Origin of the sequence: Caulobacter radicis (assembly GCF_003094615.1) — a bacterium.
Taxonomy (GTDB): Bacteria; Pseudomonadota; Alphaproteobacteria; order Caulobacterales; family Caulobacteraceae; genus Caulobacter; species Caulobacter radicis.
The window spans coordinates 142,138-166,375 of the sequence record NZ_QDKO01000015.1 but is presented as its reverse complement, the minus strand read 5'-3'; the positions used below and the strand labels follow the sequence as shown (position 1 = coordinate 166,375).

General features: G+C 70.0%; 24 protein-coding genes. 10 read left to right on the top strand and 14 right to left on the bottom strand.

Annotated features, from left to right (window positions below):
* Nucleotides 1-98 precede the first annotated feature (98 nt).
* The 5 genes from DDF62_RS09480 to DDF62_RS09460 all read left to right on the top strand — a co-directional run bounded on the left by DDF62_RS09480 (nt 99) and on the right by DDF62_RS09460 (nt 3,939).
* Nucleotides 99-941: a class I SAM-dependent methyltransferase gene (locus DDF62_RS09480; protein WP_116488883.1), complete on the top strand. Its 843-nt coding sequence runs from the start codon at nt 99-101 to the stop codon at nt 939-941.
* 64 nt (nt 942-1,005) lie between these two features.
* The gene (locus DDF62_RS09475) at nt 1,006-1,911 is read left to right on the top strand and encodes a class I SAM-dependent methyltransferase (protein WP_116488882.1); all 906 of its coding nucleotides are present in this window, start codon (nt 1,006-1,008) and stop codon (nt 1,909-1,911) included.
* A complete protein-coding gene (locus tag DDF62_RS09470) occupies nt 1,908-2,573 on the top strand; it encodes a hypothetical protein (protein WP_116488881.1) in 666 nt (221 codons plus the stop codon). Before DDF62_RS09475 ends, DDF62_RS09470 begins: the two co-directional genes overlap by 4 nt.
* Nucleotides 2,574-2,682: 109 nt before the next feature.
* Nucleotides 2,683-2,991 (top strand): SCP2 sterol-binding domain-containing protein, encoded by a 309-nt coding sequence (locus tag DDF62_RS09465; protein WP_101715565.1) that lies wholly within the window; start codon nt 2,683-2,685, stop codon nt 2,989-2,991.
* Between the two features lie 3 nt (nt 2,992-2,994).
* Nucleotides 2,995-3,939 carry an alpha/beta fold hydrolase gene (locus tag DDF62_RS09460; RefSeq protein ID WP_116488880.1) on the top strand — a complete coding sequence of 315 codons (945 nt, stop codon included), beginning with the start codon at nt 2,995-2,997 and terminating at the stop codon, nt 3,937-3,939.
* Nucleotides 3,940-4,088: 149 nt separating this feature from the next.
* Here the strand turns inward: DDF62_RS09460 and hisN are convergent, their stop codons facing one another.
* Together hisN and DDF62_RS09450 are read right to left on the bottom strand one after the other, a co-directional pair.
* Entirely contained in the window at nt 4,089-4,928 is an 840-nt protein-coding gene (hisN, locus tag DDF62_RS09455) for a histidinol-phosphatase (protein ID WP_116488879.1), read from the bottom strand.
* 52 nt (nt 4,929-4,980) lie between these two features.
* Nucleotides 4,981-5,373, bottom strand: a complete 393-nt coding sequence (locus DDF62_RS09450) for a helix-turn-helix domain-containing protein (RefSeq protein ID WP_101719651.1) — start codon at nt 5,371-5,373, stop codon at nt 4,981-4,983.
* Nucleotides 5,374-5,537: 164 nt separating this feature from the next.
* Between DDF62_RS09450 and DDF62_RS09445 the strand changes: the two genes are divergently transcribed.
* Nucleotides 5,538-6,473, top strand: a complete 936-nt coding sequence (locus tag DDF62_RS09445) for a lysophospholipid acyltransferase family protein (RefSeq protein WP_116488878.1) — start codon at nt 5,538-5,540, stop codon at nt 6,471-6,473.
* Between the two features lie 71 nt (nt 6,474-6,544).
* Here DDF62_RS09445 and DDF62_RS09440 read toward each other — a convergent pair whose 3' ends face one another.
* The 5 genes from DDF62_RS09440 to gcrA form a co-directional block, all read right to left on the bottom strand.
* The gene (locus tag DDF62_RS09440; RefSeq protein ID WP_101719653.1) at nt 6,545-7,051 is read right to left on the bottom strand and encodes a response regulator; all 507 of its coding nucleotides are present in this window, start codon (nt 7,049-7,051) and stop codon (nt 6,545-6,547) included.
* A gap of 106 nt (nt 7,052-7,157) precedes the next feature.
* Nucleotides 7,158-7,913 carry a M23 family metallopeptidase gene (locus DDF62_RS09435; RefSeq protein WP_341871565.1) on the bottom strand — a complete coding sequence of 252 codons (756 nt, stop codon included), beginning with the start codon at nt 7,911-7,913 and terminating at the stop codon, nt 7,158-7,160.
* A gap of 83 nt (nt 7,914-7,996) precedes the next feature.
* Complete coding sequence (locus tag DDF62_RS09430; RefSeq protein ID WP_058347630.1) at nt 7,997-8,215, bottom strand: DUF2093 domain-containing protein; 219 nt, start codon at nt 8,213-8,215, stop codon at nt 7,997-7,999.
* A gap of 27 nt (nt 8,216-8,242) precedes the next feature.
* Nucleotides 8,243-9,775 (bottom strand): exodeoxyribonuclease VII large subunit, encoded by a 1,533-nt coding sequence (gene xseA / locus DDF62_RS09425; protein WP_116488877.1) that lies wholly within the window; start codon nt 9,773-9,775, stop codon nt 8,243-8,245.
* Between the two features lie 93 nt (nt 9,776-9,868).
* Entirely contained in the window at nt 9,869-10,405 is a 537-nt protein-coding gene (gene gcrA / locus DDF62_RS09420; protein ID WP_116488876.1) for a cell cycle sigma 70 cofactor GcrA, read from the bottom strand.
* Nucleotides 10,406-10,647: 242 nt separating this feature from the next.
* Here gcrA and DDF62_RS09415 point away from each other — a divergent pair, with 242 nt between their 5' ends.
* On the top strand, nt 10,648-11,469 hold the full coding sequence (locus tag DDF62_RS09415) for an ABC transporter permease (protein WP_101719657.1): 822 nt from the start codon (nt 10,648-10,650) through the stop codon (nt 11,467-11,469).
* A 294-nt stretch (nt 11,470-11,763) separates the two neighbouring features.
* Here DDF62_RS09415 and DDF62_RS09410 read toward each other — a convergent pair whose 3' ends face one another.
* Nucleotides 11,764-12,171 carry a YbaY family lipoprotein gene (locus tag DDF62_RS09410; RefSeq protein ID WP_116488875.1) on the bottom strand — a complete coding sequence of 136 codons (408 nt, stop codon included), beginning with the start codon at nt 12,169-12,171 and terminating at the stop codon, nt 11,764-11,766.
* Nucleotides 12,172-12,391: 220 nt separating this feature from the next.
* On the opposite strand from DDF62_RS09410, the gene DDF62_RS09405 reads away from it, so the two are divergent.
* The 3 genes from DDF62_RS09405 to DDF62_RS09395 all read left to right on the top strand — a co-directional run bounded on the left by DDF62_RS09405 (nt 12,392) and on the right by DDF62_RS09395 (nt 14,969).
* A complete protein-coding gene (locus tag DDF62_RS09405) occupies nt 12,392-13,606 on the top strand; it encodes an aspartate aminotransferase family protein (RefSeq protein WP_116488874.1) in 1,215 nt (404 codons plus the stop codon).
* Between the two features lie 75 nt (nt 13,607-13,681).
* Complete coding sequence (gene argF, locus DDF62_RS09400) at nt 13,682-14,617, top strand: ornithine carbamoyltransferase (protein WP_116488873.1); 936 nt, start codon at nt 13,682-13,684, stop codon at nt 14,615-14,617.
* Nucleotides 14,618-14,705: 88 nt separating this feature from the next.
* Nucleotides 14,706-14,969, top strand: a complete 264-nt coding sequence (locus DDF62_RS09395; protein WP_244286777.1) for a DUF2164 domain-containing protein — start codon at nt 14,706-14,708, stop codon at nt 14,967-14,969.
* 140 nt (nt 14,970-15,109) lie between these two features.
* Here the strand turns inward: DDF62_RS09395 and rnr are convergent, their stop codons facing one another.
* The 6 genes from rnr to plsY form a co-directional block, all read right to left on the bottom strand.
* On the bottom strand, nt 15,110-17,452 hold the full coding sequence (gene rnr / locus DDF62_RS09390) for a ribonuclease R (protein ID WP_116488872.1): 2,343 nt from the start codon (nt 17,450-17,452) through the stop codon (nt 15,110-15,112).
* Nucleotides 17,453-17,497: 45 nt separating this feature from the next.
* Nucleotides 17,498-17,872, bottom strand: a complete 375-nt coding sequence (locus tag DDF62_RS09385) for a hypothetical protein (protein WP_116488871.1) — start codon at nt 17,870-17,872, stop codon at nt 17,498-17,500.
* Nucleotides 17,873-17,904: 32 nt separating this feature from the next.
* Nucleotides 17,905-20,580 (bottom strand): type I DNA topoisomerase, encoded by a 2,676-nt coding sequence (gene topA, locus DDF62_RS09380; protein WP_116488870.1) that lies wholly within the window; start codon nt 20,578-20,580, stop codon nt 17,905-17,907.
* Between the two features lie 146 nt (nt 20,581-20,726).
* On the bottom strand, nt 20,727-22,397 hold the full coding sequence (locus DDF62_RS09375) for a M61 family metallopeptidase (RefSeq protein WP_116488869.1): 1,671 nt from the start codon (nt 22,395-22,397) through the stop codon (nt 20,727-20,729).
* A gap of 27 nt (nt 22,398-22,424) precedes the next feature.
* Nucleotides 22,425-23,522: a DNA-processing protein DprA gene (dprA, locus tag DDF62_RS09370; protein ID WP_116488868.1), complete on the bottom strand. Its 1,098-nt coding sequence runs from the start codon at nt 23,520-23,522 to the stop codon at nt 22,425-22,427.
* Complete coding sequence (plsY, locus tag DDF62_RS09365) at nt 23,522-24,184, bottom strand: glycerol-3-phosphate 1-O-acyltransferase PlsY (RefSeq protein ID WP_116488867.1); 663 nt, start codon at nt 24,182-24,184, stop codon at nt 23,522-23,524. The genes dprA and plsY overlap by 1 nt, the downstream gene beginning before the upstream one ends.
* Nucleotides 24,185-24,238 lie beyond the last annotated feature (54 nt).

Below are 24,238 nucleotides of genomic sequence, written 5' to 3'. Positions count from 1 at the left end.
GCAAGGTGGGCGGGCGCGTGGCTGGGCGGGCCGGAATCGCTTGATCGACCGCCACCCAAGGTTAAGGTCCGTCACCTCGACGACGACGGAGACAGACCATGCCCGCCCGCCGCCACCTGCTGATCCTCGCCGCCGCAGCGGCCCTTGTTCCCGCCACCGGCGCCCTGGCCGCCGACGCCGCCCTGAAGGCGGCCGTGGCTTCGCCGGACCGCACGCCGGCCAGTGTCGCCCGCGACGGCGCCCGCCATCCCTACGAGAGCCTGGCGTTCTGGGGGCTCAAGCCCGGCCAGACCGTGATCGAGGTCTCGCCCGGCGGCGGCTACTGGACCGAGATCCTCGCGCCCTACGCCAAGGCCACCAAGGGGACCTATGTCGCCGGCGTCGCCGACCTGGCCAACCCCAAGCTGTCGGAAGGCGCCCGCAAGGGCCGCGCGGCCTTCGAGGCCCGCTTCGCCGACGAGGCCAAGTACGGCAAGGTCAAGTTCGTCGACTTCGGCCCGGTCGCCGCGCCGCTGGGCGCGCCGGGCTCGGCCGACGTGGTGCTGACCGCCCGCAACGTCCACAACTGGACCGGCCGTCCGGGCGAGGTCGACAAGATCTTCGCCGACTTCTTCGCCGTGCTGAAGCCGGGCGGCGTGCTGGCCATCGAGGAGCACCGCGCCGAACCCGCCGACGAGAAAAGCCCCGGCGCCGGCGGCTACATGGCCACAGCAACCGTCGTGGCCATCGCCGAGAAGGCCGGCTTCAAGCTCGACGCCAAGTCCGAGATCAACGCCAACCCTAAGGACACCAAGGATCACCCCTTCGGCGTCTGGACCCTGCCGCCCACCCGCCAGTCGGCGCCGGGCGGCCAGCCGGCCGATCCGAACTTCGACCGCGCCAAGTACGACGCCATCGGCGAGAGCGACCGCATGACGCTGCGCTTCAAGAAACCGGCGTGATCTGGCGTCGCCATTTGAACAAGGTCGCGGTCTAGGGCTGGGATCCATGCGTAACGGGGGATCGATGGACCCAGTCTTTTCCTGGTCGCGTCGCGGCCTGCTCGTCGCCGCCGGCGCGGCGGGCCTCGTCGGCTGCGGCCGCAAGAAGGACGAACCGGCCCAGGCCGAGGCGCCCAAGCCCGCCGCGGCCGCCGCCAAGGGGGGAGCGTCCACCCTGGCCGGCGCGGTCGCCGGCGACTGGCGTAACGGCGCCGACAAGGCCCGCGACGCCTGGCGCCATCCCATACAGAGCCTGGAGTTCTGGGAAATCAGGCCCGGGCAGACGGTGGTCGAGTTCTGGCCCGGCGCGGGCTGGTACACCGACATCCTGGCCCCCTTCCTGGCCTCGACCGGCGGCAAGCTCTACGAGGCGGTGCTCGAGGCCGATCCGGCCGACCCCGCCGCCGCCGAGATCGTCGCCGCCTTCCGCCGCAAGCTGGAGGCCAAGCCGAAGCTCTACGGCAAGGTCGACATCACCACCTTCGGCCGCGGCAGCGGCCCCGTGGCGCCGGCCGGAACCGTCGACCGCGTGCTGTTCCTGCGCAACCTGCACAACTGGATGGCCGGCGGCATCGCCGAGAAGGCCTTCAAGGACGCGCTGGCGGCGCTGAAACCGGGCGGCATCCTTGGCGTCGAGGAGCATCGGGGCGAGCCCGGCCGCGTTCAGGACGTGCTGGCCGCCGACGGCTACGTCCAGCAGGCCTATGTCGAGCAGCTGGCCAAGGAGGCCGGCTTCGTCCTTGCGGGATCCAGCGAGATCAACGCCAACCCGAAGGACACCAAGGACCATCCGTTCGGCGTCTGGACCCTGCCGCCGACCCGCCTGTCGGCGCCGCGCGGCGAGCCCGCCGAGCCCGATTTCGATCACGCCAAGTACGACGCCATAGGGGAGAGCGACCGCATGACCCTCAAGTTCGTGAAGCCGAAATGAGCGCCCGGCTCGGCAGGCGGGCGGCGGTCGCCGGCGCCCTGGCGCTGGTCGCCGGTTCGGCTTTCGCCCAGGCCAGCAAGACCGCTCCGGCCGACAAGGTCTTCAGCTACCTGGAGAACTTCCTCAAGGTGCCGGCCCAGGAGCGCTCGCGCACCCGCGTCGCCTTCGCCCTGTCGCGCGACGGCAAGCCGGCGGCGGGCCTGAAGGCCACTCTGGTCGAGGCCGGCGGCGCGCGCACCCCGCTGCCGATCGGGAGCGATGGTCGCTTCGAGCGCCTGCCGACGCTCGCCCAGCTGCAAGGCGGGGCCAAGATCGAGTTCGAGGCGCCCGCCGACGCCAAGTTCGGCTCGACCCTGATCATCGAGCCCGTCCTGAAGCCGGCGCCCGAATACGATGTCGCCGAGTTGAAGACGGTGCTCGACTCGACCAACGGCGTCATCGGCAAGGCCGCCGGGCCCATGGCCATGCTGGCGCCGAAGATGACGGGCTTCGGCTTTCCCGGCGCGACCGGCGGCGTCGTGGTCGGGGCCGACGGCAAGTCGCAATCCCTGCCGCTGTCGGGCAAGACGCCGATCCTGCGCCTGGCCGACTTCAAGGGCGCGACCCGCGTGCGGTTGTCCGGAACCCCTGCGCGGGTTGGTTTCATCCAGAGCAAAAAATAGCGTGGAGAGCGTCTGAACGGTGTTTACTTGCGGCCCGGCTCCGGCCAGGGTGCCCACCAAGTTTTCACGCGCAGAACGCTCAAGCGCAGAAAAGAGGGAGACAGCGTTTATGGCCACGTTGCAGGAAATCACCGACAAGATCAAAACCGCCGTGGGCGACGACAGCGGCCTGGGCAAGAGCCTGAAGTTCGACCTGAAGGGCGAAGGCGTCATCCTCATCGACGGCGGTTCGGTGTCGAACGACGACGGTCCGGCCGACCTGACCATGACCCTGTCGAAGGAAGACTTCCTGGCCATCGGCGCCGGCTCGCTCGACCCGACCATGGCCGTCATGACCGGCAAGCTGAAGCTGTCGGACATGGGCGCGGCGATGGCGCTGCAGTCCAAGATGGCGGCGCTGTTCTCGAAGCTCCGCTAAGCCATGGGGGAACCTGCGCCGCTGGTCTCGATTCCCGAGGCGCCGGTTCCCGACCACGGCCAGGCCGAATGGTTTTCCGGCGCGGATGGGGCGACCCTCCGCGCCGCTCTGTTTTCGCCCGAAGGAAAAGCGCGCGGCTCGGTGGTGGTCAGCCCCGGCCGCAGCGAACCGATCGAGAAGTATTACGAGGTCGTCGACGACCTGCTGGCGCGGGGCTTTGTCGTCCTGGTGCACGACTGGCGAGGGCAGGGGCTTTCGCACCGCATGCTGCCCGATCGCCTGAAGGGCCATGCGGCCGGTTTCCATGACTTCGTCGGCGACTACCAGGCGCTGCTGGCGGCCTTCGATACGCGCCTGCCCAGGCCCTGGATCGCCCTGGGACATTCGATGGGCGGCTGCCTGACCAGCCTCGTCCTGGCCCACGGCGAGACCCGCTTTTCAGCCTGCGTGCTGTCGGCGCCGATGCTGGGGCTGAACACCGGCGGCAAGCCTTCCGGCATGGCCCGCGCCCTGGCCTGGCTGGCCGCGCGCACGCCCCTGCGCGGAGGCTACGTGCTGGGCGACGTCGGCGACCCGTTCAAGCACGTCTTCCCGCAGGACGCCCTGACCCACGACGCGGCCCGCTACGCCCGCCACCAGGCCCAGATCCGCGCCTGCCCGGACATCGCGCTGGGCGGCATCACCTGGGGCTGGACCGATTTCGCCTTTTCCGCCTGCGAGTGGCTGGTCCGCTCCAAGGGCGTGGAAGCCATCCTCATCCCGGTGACCATCGTCGGCGCCGGGGTCGACACCCGCGTCCTGACCTCGGCCCAGAAGGCTATCGCCGCTCGCATCCCAAAGGGCCGCTACATCGAGATCGAGGACGCCTTCCACGAGATCCTGATCGAGACCGATGACCGCCGCGCGCGGTTCTGGGCGGCGTTCGACGAGACGGTGGCGGACCTCTAGATCCTCAGATCCTCCCCCTCTGGGGGAGGTGGCCCGGAGGGCCGGAGGGGGGGCGTTTTCAGCTTTCGAGGCGGCAGCGGGCTCATCAGCCACACCCCCCTCCGTCGGCTTCGCCGACACCTCCCCCAGAGGGGGAGGATCTTTGGCTCTTATTTCGCCGACCTTTTCAGCGCCACCAGCGCCTCGTTCAGCACGCGCTGGTCGCCGGCGATGGCCATCTGGCCGCCGTGCTGGCCGATCGGCGCGCCGCGCCAGTCGGTGACGACGCCGCCGGCGCCTTCGATCAGGGGGATGGCGGCCTCGACGTCCCAGCTCTTGAGACCGGCTTCGATGACCATGTCCATCGTGCCGGCCGCGACCATGGCGTAGGCGTAGGCGTCGCAGCCCAGGCGGGCCAGCTTGGCGGCCGCGCGCACCTGGCGCCAGGCGCCCAGCTCGGCGCCGTCGAAGCAGGCTTCCGGGTCGGTGGTGGCGATGATGGCGTCGGTCAGCACGGCGCAGGGGCGCACGCGCAGGGTCTTCTCAGTTCCGCGGGCGATCAGGCGCGAGCCGCCGGCGGCCGAGCCGACATAGAGCTCGCCGATATAGGGCTGGCCGATCGAGCCCAGAACGGGACGCCCCTGGTGGCGCAGGCCGATCAGGGTGGTCCACAGCGGCAGGCCCGAGATGAAGGCGCGCGTGCCGTCGACGGGATCCAGCACCCAGACGAACTCGGCGTCCGGGCGGTCCTCGCCGTATTCCTCGCCGATCACGCCGTGCTCGGGAAAGCGCTCGGCGATCAGCTTGCGGATGGCCGCCTCGGCGCCGCGGTCGGCCTCGGTGACGGGGTCGAACGCCGCGTGAGTGTCGCGCGGTAGGTTCTTGCCGGCCGCCTTGTCCTCCAGCCCGTGGTCGGACCGGAACAACGGCAGGATGGCGTCCGCGGAGGCGGCGTTGAGCTCGACGATGAAGGCGTCGAGGGCGGCGAGGCGATCGGCGGAGAGCGTCATGGGCGCAGGCTTTAGCCCGCCTTGGCCCAGGACGCTACTCCACGAAAGCAGCTCAGGCTTCGAGCTGCTCGACGCCGTTCAGCGACTTGGCCAGGTCCAGCAGCCGGCGGCGCGGACGCTCGCCCAGCAGGTAATAGGCTCGGATCAGGTCGATCGTCTCCTTGCGAGCGAACATCTCGCCGCCCTCGGAGTCGTTGCTGGCCGTCGGCGCGGTGTCGCGGGCGACCGCCGACAGGCCGTCGTAGAAGTAGCCGACCGGCACTTCCAGCGCCTCGGACAGCTGCCACAGGCGGGCGGCCGAGATGCGGTTGGCGCCGCATTCGTACTTCTGGATCTGCTGGAAGCGCACGCCGACGGCGCCGGCCAGTTGCTGCTGGGTCAGGCCGAGCAGCCGGCGACGGCGGCGAAGGCGCTTGCCCAGGTGAGTGTCGATGTCGTTGCCCATGATGTGGACCCTTGACCCCCGATGGCTTTCCCCCGTCCCGAAACGGAACGGTCTGCCCTGACAGCCGCAAGTCGCGCGCCAAGCGAAGCTGGATCGCCTTTGAGGCGGCGAGGGTCTCCGGCGCCACAGTTCCGCCGCGGGCCAAGTCGAGCTAGTAAGGGCCGATGTCCGACGCTCGTGTTTCCCCCACCCAAGACTTCCTCTGGCGCCTCGAGGCGTTCGGCTACGACCTGTTCATGGGCCTTTTCAGGCTGCTGGGCGTGGACGCGGCCTCGGCCCTGGGCGGCTGGTTCGGGCGCACCTTCGGACCGCTGAGCGGCGCCCACAAGGTGGCCGACCGCAACCTGCGCCTGGCTTTCCCGGAAAAGGACGCCGCCTGGCGCGCCGACATGCTGCGCCGGCAGTGGGACGGCCTGGGCCGCACGTTCGGTGAGTTCCCGCTGATGGACAAGCTCCTGCCCTCGACCGGGCGGGTAGAGGTGGTGAACGCCGAGCGCCTGGCCCAGATCGCCCGCGACAAGGAGCCGGTGGTGTTCGTATCGGGCCACCTGTCGAACTGGGAAGTGATGCCGGCGGCGATCGTCGATTCCGGCGTCACCTGCCAGATGACCTATCGCGCGGCCAACAACCCCTACATCGACGAGCGTATCAAGAAGAGCCGCTTCCGCTACGGCGTGCGTCTGTTCGCCCCCAAGGGCGGCGACGGCGCGCGCGAGCTGCTCGACGCCATGAAGCGCGGCGAGTCGGTGGCGCTGATGAACGACCAGAAGTTCAATGGCGGGGTCGCCGCCCCGTTCTTCGGCCACGACTCGCGCACCGCCCCGGGCCCCACCCGCCTGGCCATCCGCTTCGGCACGGTGCTGCAACCGATGTCGGTGCAGCGCACCAAGGGCGCGCATTTCCGCGCCGTGGTCCACGACCCGATCGTCCCGCCCAGCACCGGCGATCGCGGCGCCGACATCGAGGCCGGCGTGCGGATGATCAACGCCTTCATGGAAGACCGCATCCGCGAGCGTCCGGAAGAGTGGTTCTGGGTCCACCGCCGCTGGCCCAACGAGGTCTATGCGGCGCTGCTGGCGGGGGAGATCCCCACGAACTGAGGCTCCTTCACTCCCGTCATTCCCGCCCTTGTGGCGGGAATGACGGGGGGAATGAAGGGGTAGGACTTCCCCTAAAGCTCGATCGCGCCCTTGTCGGTGCCTCGACGGAACGGGCCGCCGTAGTGCGGGTCCTGGCGGCGGCGACGGCAGGGGCCGAAATAGTCGCCGCTGCGGATGAACGGCCGCGGCTTGAAGATCACCATGTCGATGCGGTCGAGCAGCGAACGGGCCGTAACCGGCTTGACGACGATCTCGGTGACGCCGGCGTCGCGCGCCTCGAACACCCGGTGCCGTTCGGCAAAGCCGGTCAGCATGATGATCGGCAGGAACGGGTCGGGGCTGTCGGGCGAGTTGCGCACCAGCTGGGTGAACTGCACCCCGTCCAGCGGCGACATCTTGAAGTCGACTATGGCGATGTCGATCTGGCGATCCTTCAGGATCTGCAAGCCCTCGGCGCCGTCGATCGCCTCGTGCACATGGCGCACGCCGACCCCTTTCAGGATCGTGCTGACGATCGCCCGCATGTGGTGGTTATCGTCCACCAGGAGGAAACGGAGCTTATCGAGCACCGCGGACATGCGGGATTACGCCTCATACGCGAGTTTCAAAAGCGGGGCTGGGGATAACCATAACCGAGCGGACCTGTCGATAGGCGGTGTCCCGAAATGGTCAAGTTTGATCGCGTCACTGTCGCATTCCTGCGTCAACGACCCACAGGCTGGGATCGAGATTGCGGTCGCGCCACTTGAGGCGCCAGCACAGATGCGGGCCCGTGGCGCGGCCTTCCTTGCCGACCGCGCCGATGACCTGGCCCTGGGCCAGCCGCTGGCCGGCGGCCACGTCGACGCGCGAAAGGTGCAGGTAGGCGCTGATCAGGCCCTGGCCGTGGTCGATGAGAACGAGGCCGCCCTCGAAGTGCAGGCCGGTCTCGGCGAAGGCGACGACGCCGGCCGCCGGGGCGACCACCGGCGTTCCCACCGGCGCGGCCAGGTCGACGCCGTAGTGCGGGCGCTTGGGCTCGCCGTTGAGGATCCGCTGGCCGCCGAACCGCGACGAGCGCCGCGTGGCCTTCACCGGCCAGATGAAGCCCGTGCGGAAGAAGTCGCCGTCGACACGGCTGGAAAAGCCCGCGGCCTTGCGCGCGCCCTCGGCGGCGATGCGGGCCAGCAGGACCGGGTCCTCCGGCGAGACCTGCGACGGCGGCAGGCCGTCGATGCGCTGGATGTCGAAGGTTCCCGGCGCGATCGCCACGCGGTGGCTGGCCGAGCCGTCCGGCGTCTGGACGGTGATCTCGGCGCTGGGCGGGGCGTCGCGGTCGAAGCCGACCACGAACCAGCCGTCGGCCGAGGCCTGGGTGAGGGGAAGGCCGTCGACCAGCACCTCGGCGCGGGGCGCGGTGCGGCTCAGGGCATAGCCGCCCTGTTCCAGGCGACCGTTCACGACCAGCCCCGGCGCCGCGGCGGCGGCGGGGAAGGCGAGGGGAGCGACGCCGCCGACGAAGGCGGCGAGAAGCGCCCTGCGTTTCAGGCCTTGGTCTCCTGCCAGCGCTTCAGCGCTTCCTTCGGCGTGGCGTAGGCTTCCTGCAGCTCGGGGCTCCAGTAGCGCAGGGCCTCCAGCGGGATCTTCGCGCCGGTGACGGCGCAGACCACGTACTGGCCGGGCTGGAGCACGGCGAAGTCGCCGTCGCCATAGTGCAGGACGGCCAGGCCGGATTTTCCGAGGTCGCGATCGTAAGCGTTCATGGGTCTCTTCTACGCCAATCTCGGGGGCTAGAACAGGTCGCCCTGCGACGACGAAGGCGGCGCGGCGGGCTTCGGGCGGGGCTTGGGCGGCGCGGCCGCGACCGGCGCGGGCGGGGGAGGCGGGGGCGTCGCGCCTTCGCCGTCGATCACCGCGTCGCGCTCGCCGTGCTTGAACTTCAGGTTCACGCGCTCGCCGGCGGCCAGGTCGGCGGCCGAGCGGGCCAGGGTCCCGTCCATCTTGCGCACGAGGGCGAAGCCCAGCTCCAGCGGACGCTCGGGGTTCAGCGACTGGCGCAGCTTGTCCAGGCCCGCCAGGCGGTCGGCCTCGCGGTCGAGGCGGCGGCGGGCGACGGCGTTGAGGCGCTCCCACAGGGCCGGCAGGCGGGCGTGCTGGGCGGCGCGCTCGGGCGCGCGACGGGCGGCCAGGTCCAGGCGACGCGACAGGTCGGAAAGGCGCTCGCCCTTGGCCTGGCGCTGGCGGGCCAGGGCCTCGGGCGACAGGCGGGCGGTGATCTTGAGCAGGTCCTGGGCGTGGACCGAGGTGTTGCGCTCCAGCGCCGCGTCCAGGCGACCGGCGGCGATGTCGAACCGCTGCTGGGCCAGCGCCAGCAGGTCGTTGGGGCGCGGCAGGCCGCGAGCCGCCGCCTGAAGCCGCGTGCGGCGCTCCTCGACCACCCGGCCGGCGCAGCGCGACAGGCGACGGTCGTAGTCGGAGACGAGGCCCCGCAGCTCCGCCAGCACGGGCGTCGCCATCTCCGCCGCCGCCGTCGGGGTAGGCGCGCGGCGGTCGGAGACGAAGTCGATCAAGGTGGTGTCGGTCTCGTGGCCGACGGCCGAGATCAGCGGGATCGTCCCTTCCGCCACCGTGCGGGCCAGGGCCTCGTCGTTGAAGGCCCAGAGGTCTTCGACCGAGCCGCCGCCGCGGGCGACGATCAGGATGTCAGGGCGCGGAACCGGACCGCCGGGGGCAAGGGCGTTGAAGCCCCGGATCGCGCCGGCCACCTGGCCGGCGGCGGCGTCGCCCTGCACCACCACGGGCCAGACGATGACCCGGCAGGGCCAGCGGTCGCGGATGCGGTGCAGGATGTCGCGGATCACCGCGCCGGTGGGGCTGGTGATGACGCCGACCACGGCCGGCATCGAGGGCAGGGGCCGCTTGCGCTCGGGTGCGAACAGGCCCTCGCTGGCCAGCTTGGCCTTCAGGCGCTCCAGTTGGGCGAGCAGCGCGCCGACGCCCGCGGCCTCCATGCTGTCGATGACGATCTGGTAGCGCGAGCCGGCCGGATAGGTGGTGATCTTGCCGGTGACGATCACCTCGAGCCCGTGCTCGGGCCGCACGCCCAGGCCGCGCACATTGCCCTTCCAGACGACGCCGTCGATGGCGGCCTTGTCGTCCTTGATGGTCAGGTAGACGTGGCCGTTGGAGTGGTGGGTGACCTTCGACAGCTCGCCGCGCAGCCGCACGAAGCCGTAGCGGTCTTCCAGGGTGCGCTTCAGCGCGAAGGCCAGTTCCGAGACGGAATAGGCGGGCGCGTTGGAATCGGGGGCGAGGTCGGTCATCGCGGACAACATAAAGCCCTCCCCGCTGAACGGGGAGGGCTGCATGGCGAGAGCGCCTGAAACGACGCTTCTCTTCTTATGGCTGGCCGGCGCTTAGATGTAGCGGCGCAGCGAGCGGGCGAGCTCGGTGGCGCCGCCCTTCTTCTTGGTCGATTGCTGCGGCTGGTAGGCCACCCGGGCGTGCTCGACGCAGTAGGGGCCTTCCGACGAGCGGCGGCCGCAGAAGGTGAAGCTGTCCGACGACGGGTCGCCGATCGGCCACTTGCACATGTGCGCGCCGAGGGTCAGCACGGTGGCCGAGCCGGGGGCTTCGTTGCGCAGGATCGGAACGGACGGCTGCTGGTGGGCGGCGACCGGAGCCGGGGTCGGCGCGACCGGCTCGGCGGCCACGACGCGGCGCGGCGCGGTCGGGATCGTCGAGGCGGCGGCCGGACGGGCCGGACGCGGGGCCTTGAAGGCCGGACGGGCCGGTTGCGACGGCGCGGCGCGACCCGACAGGCCCAGGCGATGGACCTTGCCGATCACGGCGTTGCGGGTGACCCCGCCCAGTTGTTTGGCGATCTGGCTGGCCGAGAGGCCGTCCAGCCAAAGCTTTTTCAGGGTGGTGACCCGTTCGTCAGTCCAGCTCATGGCCCATCTCCGCCTAAAATCCGGGCCATGACGAGAAACCCCACCTCGCCATCGCCCTACATCTGGTGTACAGACCGCCCCGCCGGCGGCTGACCTACCAGATAGTGTAAAGAATGCGTTAAAGCGCACAATAGGCGCCATGTGGTCTGTCCACAGAAACTATATATTGATTCTCGGAGCGGGACGCTTGCGTCCGACCCTCGCCGGGCGCACATGGCGAAGGAATTTCCAGGATCGGGCCAATGAGAGACATGGCAGACAGCGTCGTTCCGCCGCAGCCGCGCGACTATCACGGCTGGAACTGGAGCGGGTTCCTCACCCTCTATCAGCGCGAGATCCGCCGCTTCTGGAAGGTGGGCATGCAGACCGTGGCCGCCCCGGTGGTCACCACGCTGCTCTACATGCTGGTGTTCGTGGTGGCGGTCGGCTCCGACCGTCCGGCGGTCGAGGGCGTGACCTTCGGCCACTTCGTCGCTCCGGGCCTGATCATGATGGCGGTGCTCAACAACGCCTTCGCCAATTCGTCCTCGTCGCTGATCCAGGCCAAGATGATGGGCCTGACGTCCGACTTCCTGACGCCGCCGCTGACCCCTCTGGAACAGGTGGCCGCCTTCGGCCTGGGCGCGGCCACTCGCGGGGTTGTGGTCGGCGCGGTCACCGCCGCCGTCATCGGCGTGCTGCCGGGCGCGGGGCTTCAGGTCTCGCACCTGTGGGCGATCATCTACTTCGCGGTCGGGGCTGCGATCATCCTGGGCCTGGCCGGCGTGTTGGCGGGCCTGTGGTCGGAGAAGTTCGACCAGCTGGCGGCGGTGACCAACTTCGCCATCATGCCGATGACCTTCCTGTCGGGCACCTTCTATCTCGTCGACAAGCTGCCCGAGCCGTTCCGCACGGCCAGCCACTTCAACCCGTTCTTCTACCTGATCGACGGCTTCCGCTACGGCTTCATCGGCCACGCCGACGGCAGCATCGCCATCGGCGTCGTGGTCACCGCCGTGCTGGCCACGGGCCTGTTCCTGTGGTGCTGGGCGCTGTTCCGCAGCGGGTACCGGCTGAAGAGCTGAGGGTTCTTTCCTTCCTTCCCGTCATTCCCACCCTTGTGGCGGGTGTTGACCGAGACTGACACTTGCTCATGACGGCCATCTGAGCGTCCGGGTGGCGTGTCGGTGTCAACTTCGCCTCACGACCCGTGGCGGAAGTCGGCGCCGTCCAAAATCCCTCTCTCTTAGAGAGAGGGTTTCTTTGGGTGTCCCCCCACCCATGGGCGAAATCAAACCCGTCCGCGCCCCGGCGAGTTGTCGGCAGCGGTGGATGCCCCGCCACAAGGGCGGGAATGACAGGAGTTTAGGGGGAGGCGTCTACCGCCCCACGCCCTTGACCAGCACCTCGACGTCCTTGGTCGGGCCGTCGTTGATGACGGCGATGTGGGTGTCGTTGATGAAGCGCAGCTGACCATCCACCTCGACACGGGCCGACACCGAGTAGCGGTGGTTCGGAATGATCTGGGCCGGATCATAGGCCAGCTTGAAGGCCACGGGCGGCGCGCGCGTGCCGTCGATCACGTCCTCGGCCAGCACCTTGGCCGGCGCGTCGGCCAGGCTGACGTCCTGCAGGCGCACGATCGTCCTGGTGTTCGGCGGCAGCATGATCCGCTCGCGCCAGACCACCGTCCCGGTGACGGCGGCGGGGCCGGCGGCGGGCGGCGTCGAGGCGCAGCCGGGCAGGGCGGCCAGGGCCAGCAGGGCGAGGGAAACGGCGGCCTTCATCGTGGATCCTCCATGCATCTCCCCCACGCCCAGGCTTAGGTCGGATCGCGCCCCGATGGCAAGTTAGCGGTCCCGCGCCGCCAGGGTGTGTCCGCCACGCCCCGCAGGGCGAAAATTCATAGTCATTTCATTGACAGGGCAGGGCTTCGCGTCGACAACGTCGGGCCTTCCAGTCCCCGCGCGAAAGCCCGGGGGCTTCTTGCCTTTTTGGGAGGCCGAATTGAGCACTGCGACGTCGTCCAACTCCTCGCAACACCACATCATGGGCGTCTACAACCGCGCCCCGCTGGCGTTCGAACGAGGCCGAGGCGCGCGCCTGTTCTCGACGACCGGCGAAGAATACCTGGACTGCGTGGCCGGCATCGCCACCTGCGGCCTGGGCCACGCCCACCCGGTGCTGGTCGACGCCCTGAAGACCCAGGGCGAAAAGCTCTGGCACGTCTCCAACATCTACACGATCCCCGAGCAGGAAGTGCTGGCCGACAAGCTGTGCGCGGCCACCTTCGCCGACGTGGTGTTCTTCACCAACTCGGGCACCGAGGCGATCGAGTGCGCCCTGAAGGCCGCCCGTCGCTATCACGCGGTGGCCGGCAATCCGGAACGCATCGACATCATCGGCTTCGACGGCTCGTTCCATGGCCGCTCGTACGCGGCGGTCAACGCCTCGGGCAACGCCGGCTATCTCGACGGTTTCGGCCCGCGCCTGCCGGGCTTCATCCAGCTGCAGTTCGGCGACCTGGAGGCTCTCAAGGCCGCCATCGGCCCGACCACGGCCGGCGTCATCATCGAGCCGGTGCAGGGCGAAGGCGGGGCGCGCGCCCTGACCGAGGCCCAACTGGTCGAACTGCGCCAGATCACCCGCGAGGCCGGCGTCCTGCTGATCTTCGACGAGGTCCAGAGCGGCATGGGCCGGACCGGCAAGCTGTTCGCCCACGAGTGGGCCGATGGCGCCGAGCCCGACATCATGTGCGTGGCCAAGGCCCTGGGCGGCGGCTTCCCGGTCGGCGCGTGCCTGGCCACCCACGAGGGCGCCAAGGGCATGACCCCCGGTACCCACGGCTCGACCTACGGCGGCAATCCGCTGGCCATGGCGGTCGGCACGGCCGCCTTCGACGCGATCAACACGCCCGAGCTGCTCGACAACGTGAAGACCGTCGCCGGCTACTTCACCCAGCAGCTCAACGGCCTGAAGGACCGCTTCCCGGACGTCGTGCTCGACGTGCGTGGCAAGGGTCTGCTGATCGGCATCAAGCTGGCGTCCAACAACCGCGAGTTCATGGGTCTGGCCCGCGACCAGCAGCTGCTGGTGGCCGGCGGCGGCGACAACTGCGTGCGCCTGCTGCCGCCGCTGAACCTGACGCTGGCCGAGGCCCAGGAAGCCGTGGCCAAGCTCGAAAAGACCTGCGAGGTCGTCCGCGCCCAAGCGGCGGCCTGACGTCTCGATGACCCGACGCCTCCGCCTCAGGGCGGGGGCGTCCACTCCAGCCCATTTTCGGAAAGGTGGCCTGAGATGACCGCCCCCCGTCACTTCATCGATCTCTGGAAGCTCGACGGCGCCACGCTGCGCCTGATCCTCGAGGACGCCAAGGCCCGCAAGACCGCCCGCAAGGGCTGGCCGCAGGGCCGCATCGACGCCGACGCGCCCGCCAAGGACCGCGTGCTGTCGATGATCTTCCAGAAGAATTCGACCCGCACCCGCTTCTCGTTCGACGCGGCCATGCGCCAACTGGGCGGCGACGCCATCATCTCCACGGCCTCTGACATGCAGCTGGGCCGCGGCGAGACCATCGAGGACACCGCCAAGGTGCTCTCGCGCATGGTCGACGCGGTGATGATCCGCGCCAACGTCCATGCCGACGTCGAGCGCTTCGCGCAGGTCTCGACCGTGCCGGTGATCAACGGCCTGACCGACAAGAGCCACCCGTGCCAGATCATGGCCGACCTGCTGACGATCGAAGAGCATCGCGGCGACGTGGTCGGCAAGACGATCGCCTGGGTGGGCGACGGCAACAATGTCTGCTCCAGCTTCATCCACGCCGCCCCGCTGCTGGGCTTCAAGCTGAAGATCGCCTGCCCGGCGGTCTATCACGCCGACCTGCACGACCTGGCCCGCGCCGCCGGCCTGAACGGCGACGTGACCATGAGCGAGGACCCCAAGGAGGCAGTGCGCGGCGCCGACGTGGTCGTGGCCGACACCTGGGTCTCGATGGGCGACACCGACCATGACGAACGCCTGAAGGCCTTCGAGCCCTATCAGGTCGACGACGCCCTGATGGATCTCGCCAAGCCCGACGGCGTGTTCCTGCACTGCCTGCCCGCGCACCGCGGCGAGGAAGTCACCGACGCCGTCCTCGACGGCCCGCGCTCGCTGGTCTGGGACGAAGCCGAGAACCGTATCCACGCCCAGAAGTCGGTCCTGGCCTGGTGCTTCGGGGCCATCGGCTAGTCCCTGCGTCCTTCGAGGCCCGTTTAGCGGGCGCCTCAGGATGAGGAATTCAGTGCAACAGGTCCTCATCCTGAGGTGCGAACCGCAGGTGAGCCTCGAAGGACGCAAGGAGGCCGCCATGGCCCGCATCGAGCTCGACAAGGACGTCCGCGAGGCCGCCCTGCGCAAGCTGACGCTCTACATGCGCGACGAGCTCGATCGCCCGGTCAGCGGCCTGGAGGCGGGCTTCCTGCTCGACTTCATCGGCGAGACTCTGGGCCCGGCGTTCTTCAACCAGGGTGTCCGCGACGCGCAGGCGCTGATCCTGCAAAAGCTGGAAGACGTGGTCTACGAGATCGAGAAGCCGGTCTGATAGAAACCTCCCCCTCTGGGGGAGGCGGCCGAAGGCCGGTGGGGGGAAGTTTCAGCTTCCGCGCCGCCCGCCACTTTCGCAGTAACATCCCCCACCGATCGCTGCGCGATCGCCTCCCCCAGAGGGGGAGGTTCCTGATCTCAGCGCCGCTTGCCCCGCCGCACGCCCTTCGGCAGGCCGCCGCGCGGCTTGACCGCCGCCTGCCGCCGCGCGCCCAGGCGAGGCCTCGGCAGCTTCGGATCCGCCGGCAGCGGGTCGGTGAGCATCTCGAACAGCAGGCCGCCGGTCACCGGCGTGGCCTCGCGCAGGCGCACCTCGACCGACAGGCCCAGCGGCCAGCGCTTGCCGGTGCGCTCGCCGACCAGCGAGTGCAGCTTCTCGTCATGGACGAAGAACTCGTCGCCCAGGTTGGAGATCGGCACCAGGCCGTCGGCGCCGGTCTCGTCCAGCTTGATGAACAGGCCAAAGCGGGTGACGCCGGTGATGCGGCCGCTGAAGGTCGCGCCCACCCGGTCTGACAGGAACGAGGCGATGTAGCGGTCGGTGGCGTCGCGCTCGGCGGCCATGGCCCGGCGCTCGGCGTGGGTGATGACCTCGGCGGTGTCCTTGATCCGCGCGATGTCCTGGTCGGTCAAGCCATCGTCGCCCAGGCCCAGGGCGCGGATCAGGCCGCGGTGCACGATCAGGTCGGCATAGCGCCGGATCGGGCTGGTGAAGTGGGCGTACTTGGCGAGATTCAGGCCGAAGTGGCCGATGTTGTCGCTGGAGTAGTGGGCCTGCATCTGGGTGCGCAGGACCACCTCGTTGATGATCGCCGCGTGCGGGCTCTCGCGCGTCTCTTCCAGCAGCTGGTTGAATCGCTTGGTCTGCGGGGCCTCGCCCTTGTTCCAGCGGATCTCCAGGGTCTGCAGGAATTCGGCCAGGTTCTGCACCTTCTCCAAGCTCGGCGTGTCGTGCACGCGGTAGATCAGCGGCGAGCGCTTGGCTTCCAGGCTCTCGGCGGCCGAGACGTTGGCCTGGATCATCATCTCCTCGATCAGCTTGTGGGCCTCGAGGCTGGCGCGGCGCGTGATCGAGGCGATCTCGCCGTCCTTGGTGATGACGATGCGGCGCTCGTCGCTTTCGATGGCCAGCGGCGAGCGCTGCTCGCGGCCCTTGCCCATCAGGCGGAAGGCCTCCCACAGCGGCGTCAGGATCGCGTCCAGCAGGGGCGGGGCCTTGTCCGGATCCTGGCCGGCCGGCGGGGGCGCGCCATCGATGGCGGCCTGGGCCTGCTCGTACGACAGCTTGGCGGCCGAGCGCATCAGGCCGCGGACGAAGCGGTGGCTCTTCTTGTGGCCCGACTTGTCGAACACCATCCGCACGGCCAGCGTGGCGCGGTTCTCGCCTTCCCGCAGACTGCACAGGCCATTGGACAGGGTCTCGGGCAGCATCGGCTCCACCCGGTCGGGGAAGTAGACGCTGTTGCCCTTGTCGCGGGCGTCGCGGTCCAGGGCCGAGCCCGGGCGCACATAGGCCGCCACGTCGGCGATGGCCACCCAGACCACCCAGCCGCCCTTGTTGCCGTCGCTGTCGTCGGGATGGGCATAGACGGCGTCGTCGTGGTCGCGGGCGTCCACCGGGTCGATGGTCACGAACGGCAGGTCGCGCAGGTCCTCGCGGCCCTCCAGCGTCGGCTCCCTGGCGGCCTTGGCCTCTTCCTCGGCCTCGTCGGAGAAGCCGGTCGGGATGCCGTGGCTGTGGATGGCGATCAGCGAGGCGGCGCGCGGGTCCTCCTCGTTGCCGACCGTCTCCAGCACGCGGCAGGGCTTGGGGCCGTAGCGGCCGGCGTGGCCGCTCTGCTGGACGACCACCAGGTCGCCGTCCTTCAGGTCGCCGACGCCCGGCTGGGCGACGTCGAGGATGAAGCTTTCCTTGGACTTGCGGTCGACCGGCTCGACGCGGATCTCGCGGCGCTGCTTGCGCACCACGCCCAGCACCTTGTGGGCGCTCTGGCCCAGGCGCTTGATCAGGCGGGCCTCGTACTCGCCGCTTTCCAGCTGCTCGAAGCGCACCAGCAGGCGATCGCCCAGGCCCGGCGCGCCGGCGGCGGCCTCGCGACGGTCGGGCGCCAGGCGCACCATCGGCACGTCGTCGTCGGCCTTGGTCAGCCTGACGAAGAGGTCGCCGTCGGCGTCGCGCTCGATCACGTCGGCCACGCCGACCGGCGGCAGGGCGCCGGCCTCGGCGAAGCCGCGGCGGCCGCGCTTGCCCAGCTGCCCCTGGGCCTCCATCTCGCGGATCATCTCGCGCAGGGCGCGGCGATCGGCGCCTTTCAGGCCGAAGTGACGGGCGATGTCGGCCTTGGCGGCCTCGCCGGCGTCGCGCAGGAACGCCAGCAGCGTTTCCTTGTCGGGCAGGCCGGCGGGCGGGCGAGCCTTCGAAGGCATCTTCGCGCGCGAGGGCTTCGGGGCAGCGGTCTTGGGAAGGCGAGGTTTGGCCATTGCTCCCCTCTAAGCCGTTTCAGGGCCGAGGGGAACGGGGCGGACCTAGTAGAGGTCTTCGATCCGCTGCGGCGTCTGCTGGGCGGGCGGGACCTCGGGCTTCTTTTCAGCCGGAGGCGGCGTCACGGGCGCGACCGGCGCCTGGACCACCGGCGGCGTCTCGGGGGCGATCTCCTCGGGCGCTTCCTCGACCGGCTTGACCGGCGGGGGAGGCGGCGGCGGGGCGACCTCGACCGGGGCCGGGGTCGCGTCCTTCACCGGCACGCCCGAGACCTCGGCCAGCGGCGCGGTCGAGACCGCGTCGGCCGGCTTGCCGGTGTCCAGCGCGCCGCGCAGGCCCAGCACGAAGCCCACGACGCTGACCGCCGACAGCAGGACCACCACCAGCGGCAGCGGCAAAGGACGTTCGAGCGTGGTCATGCCGTCAGTCTACTCCCCCCGGTCGCCTGCCGTCACGCCTCGGTCTTGGCCTTGGCCGGCGCCTTCTTGGCGGCCGGCTTCTTGGCCGCCGTGGTCTTGGCGGCGGCCTTCTTCGGCTTGGCCTCGGCGGCGTCGCCCTCGGCCTTGGCGGCTTTGGCCTTGGCCGGGGCCTTCTTCGGCGCGGCGGCCTTCTTGGCCGGCTTCTTGCCGCCCCCCTTGGCCACGCGCTCGGCCAGCAGGGTCACCGCTTCGGCCAGGGTCAGGGCCGCGGGATCGGCGCCCTTGGGCACGTTGGCGTTGGTGTCGCCGTGCTTGATGTACGGACCAAAGCGGCCCGACAGTACGCGCACCGGCTTGCCGTCTTCCGGGTGCGCGCCCAGCTCGGCCAGGGCCGCGGCGGCCGCGCGCTGCGGACGCCCGCCGCCGGCCCGCTTGTCGGCCAGGATGGCGACGGCGCGGTTTAGGCCGACGTCGAACACCTCGTCGGCGTTCTCCAGGTTGGCGTAGGTGCCGTCGTGCAGCACGAACGGCCCAAAGCGCCCCAGGCCCGCCGTGATCGGCTTGCCGTCGTCGGGGTGCATGCCGACCTCGCGGGGGAGGGACAGCAGCCGCAGGGCCTTCTCCAGGTCCAGCGCGGCCGGCGTCCAGCCCTTGGGCAGGGACGAGCGCTTGGGCTTCTCGCCTTCGGCCGCCACCTCTTCCACATAGGGGCCAAAGCGGCCGTTCTTCAGCCACACGGCGCGGCCGGTGGCGGGGTTGATCCCCAGTTCCTTGTCGGCGCTCTCGGCCTCGCCGTCGCCCTCGGCCACCCCCAGCTGGCGGGTGTAGCGGCACTCCGGATAATTCGAGCAGCCGATGAAGGCGCCGAACTTGCCGGTCTTCAGCGACAGCATCCCCGAGCCGCAGGTCGGGCACAGGCGCGGGTTCGACCCGTCGCCCTTGTCGGGGAAGATGTGCGGGCCCAGGGCGTCGTTCAGCGCGTCGAGCACGTTGGTGGTGCGCAATTCGGCGATCTCGCCGACGGCGGCGTGGAAGTCTTTCCAGAACTCGCGCAGGAATTCCTTCCAGTCGAGCTGGCCGTCCGAGACCAGGTCGAGGCGCTCTTCCAGCGAGGCGGTGAAGTCGTACTCCACGTAGCGGCGGAAGAACTGCTCGAGGAAGGCGGTGACCAGGCGGCCCTTGTCCTCGGGGATGAAGCGCTGCTTCTCCATCCGCACATATTCGCGGTCGCGCAGCACGGTCAGGACCGAGGCGTAGGTCGACGGACGGCCGATGCCCAGCTCTTCCATCTTCTTGACGAGGCTGGCTTCCGAATAGCGCGGGGGCGGCTCGGTGAAGTGCTGGTCGGCGCGGGCCTCGATGACCTTGGCCGCCGAGCCCTCGACGATGGCCGGCAGGCGGGCGCTGTCTTCGCCTTCCTCGTCGTCGCGACCTTCCTCGTAGACCGCGAGGTAGCCCGGGAACAGCACCACCTGGCCGGTGGCGCGCAGACCGGTGCGGCCGTCGTGGCTTTCCAGGTCGACCGTGGTGCGCTCGATGCGGGCGCTTTCCATCTGCGAGGCGATGGTGCGCTTCCAGATCAGTTCGTACAGGCGCCCCAGGTCTGGATCCAGGCGCAGCGAGCCGGGGTTGCGGCGCATGCTGGTCGGGCGGATGGCTTCGTGGGCCTCCTGGGCGTTCTTGGCCTTCGACTTGTAGATGCGCGGGGCGTCCGGCACGTAGTCCTTGCCGTAGACGTTGCCGATCACGTCGCGGGCGTCGGCGATGCCTTCCGGCGCGATCGAGACGCCGTCGGTACGCATGTAGGTGATCAGGCCGACGGTCTCGCCGCCGATGTCGATGCCTTCGTACAGCTTCTGGGCGGCCTGCATGGTGCGCTGGGCCGAGAAGCCGAGCTTGCGGGCGGCTTCCTGCTGCAGGGTCGAGGTGGTGAAGGGCGGGGCGGGCGAGCGCTTGCCCGGCTTCTTCTCGACGGCCTCGACCTTGAAGGTCGCGGCCTGCACGGCGGCCTTGGCGGCCAGGGCGGAAGCCTCGTTGCCGAGGTCGAACTTGGTGAGCTTCTTGCCGTCGTGCTTGACCAGGCGCGCCAGGAACGGGTCGCTGCCGGCCGAGACGTCGGCGTCGACGGTCCAGTATTCCTGGGTCCTGAAGCGCTCGATCTCGATCTCGCGGTCGACGACCAGGCGCAGGGCCACCGACTGCACGCGGCCGGCCGAGCGGCTGCCCGGCAGCTTGCGCCACAGCACCGGCGAGAGGGTGAAGCCGACGAGGTAGTCGAGGGCGCGGCGGGCCAGATAGGCCTCGACCAATTCCATGTCGAGGTCGCGCGGGGCCTTCATGGCCTCGGTCACGGCGCTCTTGGTGATGGCGTTGAAGGTGACGCGCTGGATCTGCTTGTCCTTCAGCGCCTTCTTCTTGTTCAGCACCTCGAGCACGTGCCAGCTGATCGCTTCCCCTTCACGATCCGGGTCGGTGGCGAGGATCAGGCGGTCGGCCTTCTTCAGCGCGTCGACGATGTCGGAGATGCGCTTGGACGACTTGGCGTCGACCTCCCAGCTCATGGCGAAGTCGTTGTCGGGCTCGACCGAGCCGTCCTTGCTGGGCAGGTCGCGGATATGCCCATAGGAGGCCAGAACCGTGTAGTCGGACCCGAGGTACTTGTTGATGGTCTTGGCCTTGGCCGGGCTCTCGACGACGACGACGTTCATTACGACTCTGAGCTAGGGGGAGGTGGATCGACCTTCCGGCGAACCAGGAGGCGAGCGCCGGAAAGTGGGGGCAGGGCGGGGGGTCTGTCAACGCGGGGTCGCGACAAGCTCGACGATTGGATAGCGGTCGTCCCCAGTCTCTCTCTTTAGAGAGAGGGCGACGACGGATTTGGTCGGAAGGCGCACAGCGTCGGAGCCGCGGCCGCCTCGGGTGTCAGGACCAACTGCTGATAGCGCTGTGTCGTCGCGCCTTGCGGAAGGAAGGTGACGACCCGGACCGGGCCGTCGCCCTCGCGCACGACCAGTTCGTAGGGCGTGGTCGCGTCGCCGCCTCGGCCTTTGCGGCGCTCGACGATGACCATGCCGTTGCGCAGGCCGGCGCGATAGGCGGCGCTGTCCTCGCGCAGGTCGGCGACGGTCATGGTTCCCTTGTCGTCGATCCTGGGCTCGAAGCCGCGATCGAAGGCCGGCGCCGTCACGTCCGTCACCGTGGCGCACGGGGCGAAGGCGTCCGCGGGCAGGCGGATCGGCCGGCCCTGGTCGATGTGGGCCTCGATGTCGGCCGTGACGTCCAGGCCCTTGGCTTTCGCGGCTTCGACGAAGGCGCGGACCATGGTGGCCTTGGGGGCGCGGTTTCGCGCCTGTTCCCGCAGCACGGCGTCCAGGCTCGACCCGGCCCGTCGCAGCTTCAGGTCCCAGATCGCGGCCAGCAGCGCGCCGCGCTGGTAGGCCAGCTTGTCGGCGTAGGGATCGGTCCAGAATTTCCCGGCCGCCTCGTCGCCGGGCATGGCGATGGCCGGCGAGGTCGCGTAGTCGCGCAAGGTCTCGTTCCAGGCGGCGGCGAAGGCCTGGGGCGTGATCTGGCGTTCGCGAACCATCAGGCGACGGGCGTAGAAATCGGTGAAGCCCTCGCTGAACCAGTAGCCGCGGGGCCCGAAGGCCTGGCCCAGCCGGTTCGGGTTCCAGGCGTGGAAGATCTCGTGCGCCAGCAGCACGCGAATCTCCTCCAGCCTCATGTTGGGCGTGACGGTCATGGCGAAGGCCTGGTGCTTGCCCGTGCCGTGGAACGACGCGCCACTCTCGGGCTTCAGGCTCATGGCGGTGACCAGGAAGGGTTTCTCCTGGTCGTCGCCGAAGAAACCGCGTTCGGCCCGCAGGATCGCTTCCAGCGCGCCGCTCAGCTCGGCGTCGGAGAAGGCGTGGGCGCCGCGAATGGCCAGCCGCACCGGACCGGCGCGTACGACGCGCAGGTCCCGGCCGCCGATCAGCACGCTCTGGCGCGCGTCCTCGTCCCAATCGGCGTCTTCGAGATTGCTGGTCAGCTTGAAGTCCCTGGGCCAGCCCTTGCCCCAGCGAAAGGAGACGGGGCCGTCCTCTCGCCCGTCGACCGTGACCAGGGCGCTCACCCCGTCGACATAGAACCACGAAGGCCGGATCCAGGGCTCGCTGGGATAGCTGTCGGACTGGACGGGGTCGCGCTTCAGGGTGTCGTTGACCCTGTAGCGGAGGGTCAGCCTGCGCCCCGGCCTGGAGCGGATGATCCGCGCCTTGGGCGTGTCCTCGACCATGGAGTCCGCGCCCTCGACCGTCAGGTCGGTCAGGTTGCGCCAGACGCCGCTGCGGCCCATCCAGTTGTTGGGCAGCGACAGATGGGTCTCGCCGTCGGCGTCGGCCTTGAAGGTCGCCGTGATCTCCAGCGCCGCCAGACCGCCGTCCTTCATCACGGGCGAAACGACATAGGCCACGGGGCCAGGCCCGGGCGCGGCCCACGCCGGAGCGGCCAGCACGGCCAGGGACAGCGTGGTTGCGACGCTCAAGGTCTTGGATTTCAACTCAACGCCCCCTCAGACGCCGGCCACCATGCCCCCAGGCAGCAGTTCGGCCCGGTCGGCCAGGGCCAGCTCCACCAGCGCCGCCATCACCGCCGAAGTCGGCGCTTTGACGGCGCGCACCAGTTCGTCGCGCGAAACGGCCGTGGGCGACAGCAGGGCGGCCACCTGTTCGCGCAGGGCGTCGTGGTCGAGATCGTCGGCCGCCTCGTCCGGATCCCAGGCCCGGTCGCGCTCGCGCATCGACGGCGAGGCGGACAGCGAGCGCAGCACGTCCTCGACCCCCTCGCACAGGATCGCGCCCTGGCGGATCAGGTCGTTGGGGCCCTTGGCGCGGGGATCCAGCGGCGAGCCGGGCACGGCGAAGACGTCGCGGCCCTGCTCGGCGGCCAGGCGCGCGGTGATCAGCGAGCCCGACTTCAGTTCGGCCTCGACCACGACCACGCCCAGGGACAGGCCCGAGATGATGCGGTTGCGGCGCGGGAAGTCCTTGGCCTGGGCGCGGCGCAGCGGGGCGCTCTCGGAAACGACGCAGCCGTGCTCGGCGATGCGAGCGTGCAGGCCGGCGTGCTCGGGCGGATAGATGTCGGCGATCCCGCCGCCAAGCACGGCGATCGTGCCGGTCGACAGCGAGCCCTCGTGCGCCGCGCCGTCGACGCCGCGCGCCAGGCCCGAGACCACCACGTGGCCGTGCTGGCCCAGTTCCGCCGCCAGTTGCCGGGCGAAACGCTGGCCGGCGGCCGAGGCGATGCGGGCGCCGACGATGGCGACGCTGGGCTGAGGCAGAAGCTCGTAGTGACCCAGCGCCCAGATCACCGGCGGCGGCGGGTCCAGCGTGGCCAGGCGATGGGGAAAGTCGGGCTCGCAGGCGCAGATCAGGCGGGCGCCGAGTTTGGCGCCATCGTCCAGCTCGCGCAGGATCTCGTCCGTGGGCGGCGGCCGCAGCGGGGCCGCGCGGCCCGCCCGGCGGGCCAGGTCGGGCAGGGCGACCAGCGCCCGCTCGGGCGAGCCGAAGCGCTGGAGAAGGTGGTCGAAGGCGACGGGGCCGACCGTCTCGGTGCGCGCCAGGCGAAGCCAGGCCAGGCGCTCCTGATCGGAAAGGCCCCGGGTCATCAGGCCTCTTCTTTCTGGTCTGGGGTCGGCGGCGCCTCCGCTGTCTTCTTCTTGCCGATCTTCGGCTCCTCGCCCTTCAGCAGGCGGGCGATGTTGTCCTTGTGGCGGATGTAGATCAGCACGGCCATGAACAGGCACAGGCCCAGGATGGGATAAGGACGGTCGGTGGCCAGGGCGAAGGGCGCGGCCAGGGCGGCGGCGACCAGGGCCGCCAGCGAGCTGATGCGGAACAGGGCGGCCACGGCCAGCCAGGTCGCCGCGGCCAGCAGGCCGACGGGCCAGGCGGCGGCCAGCAGCACGCCGTAGAAGGTGGCCACGCCCTTGCCGCCGTTGAACTTCAGCCAAACCGGGAAGATGTGGCCGGCGAAGGCCGCGCCGCCGGCCAGGGCGACCACCAGCGGGTTGCCGTGGCTGAGCAGGTGGGCCAGGCCCACGGCGACCGCGCCCTTGCCGCCGTCGCCCAGCAGGGTGATGGCCGCCAGGTCCTTGCGGCCCGAGCGCAGCACGTTGGTCGCGCCGATGTTGCCCGAACCGATCTTGCGGATGTCGCCGGCCCCGCCCAGGCGCGTGGCGATCAGGCCGAACGGGATCGAGCCCAGCAGGTAGCCCCCGATCACGGCGATCGCGAGGGTCAGATAGGCGACGGGGGCGAGGCTTTCCAAGAAATGCTACCTTTGCGCGAGCGAAACATGGCCAAGCTTGACCGGTGAGGCAAG